The 2,406-nt window shown below is 56.1% G+C and carries 3 protein-coding genes; 2 read left to right on the top strand and 1 reads right to left on the bottom strand.

The genetic code is table 11. The features are described from left to right. The coding region (locus tag HYU99_01425) for a hypothetical protein (GenBank protein MBI2339016.1) at window positions 1-207 on the top strand (207 nt) is incomplete at its 5' end. Here the strand turns inward: HYU99_01425 and HYU99_01430 are convergent. Then, window positions 204-2,198 (bottom strand): protein meaA, encoded by a 1,995-nt coding sequence (locus HYU99_01430; GenBank protein MBI2339017.1) that lies wholly within the window; start codon window positions 2,196-2,198, stop codon window positions 204-206. The two genes, HYU99_01425 and HYU99_01430, sit on opposite strands and share 4 nt — an antisense overlap. A 54-nt stretch (window positions 2,199-2,252) precedes the next feature. Here HYU99_01430 and HYU99_01435 point away from each other — a divergent pair. Next, window positions 2,253-2,406, top strand: a 154-nt coding sequence (locus HYU99_01435) for a DNA-3-methyladenine glycosylase (protein MBI2339018.1), incomplete at its 3' end; no start/stop codon positions are given.

Genomic DNA, 2,406 nt, shown 5'->3' on the forward strand with positions numbered 1-2,406 from the left:
CTCGATGAATCGGACTGCAGTGATGTCGATGAAGTCAATGATTGTTTTCTGTTGGGAGCCGATGCTGAAGAAGAAGATGCCGGGGACGAAGAAGAGGAAGAAGACACGGATGAGTGCGACAGCGATTCCGACTGCGGCACCTGTGAGCGTTGCTCCGACGGCACCTGCCGTGATTGCGGCGAAGGGCCCTTCGGTTGCTATTGTTAGTTTTTCCTTCTTACCGATTTAAAATTCTTGTATTTCTTTAAAGCGAGCTCTGCCATATCAGCCATAATCACATTCAACTCAAAATCCTTCGGCGTGTAAACCTTTGCCACCCCCTGTTTTAGGAGAATCTTTTTGTCGGAAGGGGGGATGATGCCTCCCACAACAACGGGGATGTTGTGGATCTTTTTTGCCTTCATCTGTCTGATCAGCTCGGAAACCAGCAGACGGTGGGAACCGGACAGGATGCTCAAGCCGATGACATGCACCCCCTCCTGCAGGGCCGACTCGACAATCTGCCGGGGGGTGAGCCGGATCCCCTGGTAGACCACCTCCATCCCGGCGTCGCGCGCCCGGACGGCGATCTGCTCGGCGCCGCTGGAATGCCCGTCCAGCCCCGGTTTGCCGACGAGGATTCGCAGTTTTTCGCCGGTCTCCTTTTCGAAGCGGGCCACCGCCTCACGCGCCCCCTTAATCCCTTCCGTCTGTCCCGCCGTGGTTACACCGGCCACACCGGTTGGCGCCCGATATTCACCAAACACCTCGCGCAGGGTATCGGCCCATTCGCCGGTGGTGATACCGATCTTTGCGGCGGCAATAGAGGCCGGCATGACGTTGCCCCCGCTTTTGGCCGCCTCTTTCAAATTTTTCAAGGCGCGGCCGACCGCGGCTTTGTTCCGTTTATTTCGAAAGCCTTTAAGCGCCTTGATCTTATCCGCAACCGCCTTTTCATTGATCTTCATAATGCCGCCGTCGCTTCCGGCCGAAAGCGGGGAGGGGGCCGTTTCGGTGAAGCAGTTGATACCGACCACTTTTATGTTTGCATCCTCAATGGCTTTGACGCGCAAGGCGTTGGAGGTCACGAGTTGTTGTTTCATATACGAGAGCGCGGCGATCGAGCCCCCCATGTCCAACACTTTTTGAAGTTCTTTTTCCGCGGCGTTCGCCAACTCCCTTGTCTTCGCCTCGATGACCCTCGATCCCTCAAAAATATCATCATACTCCAAAAGATCGGTCTCATGGGCCAGCACCTGCTGGATCCGCAAGCTCCACTGCTGATCCCACGGCCGGGGAAGCCCCAGCGCCTCGTTCCAGCAGGGGAGCTGGACGGCGCGGGCACGAGCGTTTTTCGACAGGGTGACCCCCAGCATTTCCAGAACAATCCGTTGAATATTATTTTCGGGCTGGCGCTCGGTGAGTCCGAGGGAATTGACCTGGACGCCATAACGAAACCGGCGGTATTTGGGATTTTTGACGCCGTATCGGTTTTGGAGAAGCTTATCCCACAGGGAGGCGAAGGCCCGCATCTTGCAGACCTCTTCGACAAACCGGATGCTCGAATCGACAAAAAACGAAATCCGCCCCACCGACTGCTCAAAGTCTTCCCCTGCAACTTCCCCGGAATTTTTCACCGCATCCAGAATGCAACACGCGTTGGCGAGGCCAAAAGCCAGTTCCTGCACCGGCGTGGCGCCGACCTCCTGAAGATGATAAGGGCAGACATTGATCGGGTTCCACTTCGGGACATTTTTGACCGTGTAGGTGATGGTATCTTTGGCCAGGCGGACGGAGGGCTCCGGCGGAAAGATGTGCGTTCCCCGCGAGAGATATTCTTTCAGAATATCGTTTTGCGTCGTCCCCTGCAAAAGCCTCGGATCGACCCCCTGCCTTTCGGCGGCCGCGATATATAATGACAACAGCCAGGCCGCCGTGGAGTTGATGGTCATGGAGGTGTTCATCTGATCGAGGGGAATTCCCTTAAAGAGGGTCTCCATGTCCTCGATGTGGGAAATCGGAACCCCCACTTTACCCACCTCGGCGACGGCCAGTGGATGATCCGAGTCGTAGCCGGTCTGCGTGGGGAGATCGAAGGCGACCGACAGGCCGGTTTGGCCTTTGGCGAGGTTGGTGCGGTAGAGTTCATTTGAGGCTTTGGCGGTGGTGTGGCCGGAATACGTTCGCATCATCCAGATATTGTCGTGTTTGACGGCCATGATTGATGGAGGTAATAGAGGATTTTTTGGAACCGGTCAAACGGGAAAAGGCTTATGCGTTCGATCATTAAAATCCGTTCCTCCTCTTCGACAATCGACGTCGCCTCCCGACTGCTGGGCCATTACCTGGTCCATGAAACAGCGGAAGGAACGACGGTGGGGAGAATTGTGGAAACCGAAGCCTATCTTGCCGACGACCCGGCCTGTC

Source organism: Deltaproteobacteria bacterium (genome assembly GCA_016183175.1).
In the GTDB taxonomy this organism is placed as follows: Bacteria; UBA10199; UBA10199; order UBA10199; family SBBF01; genus JACPFC01.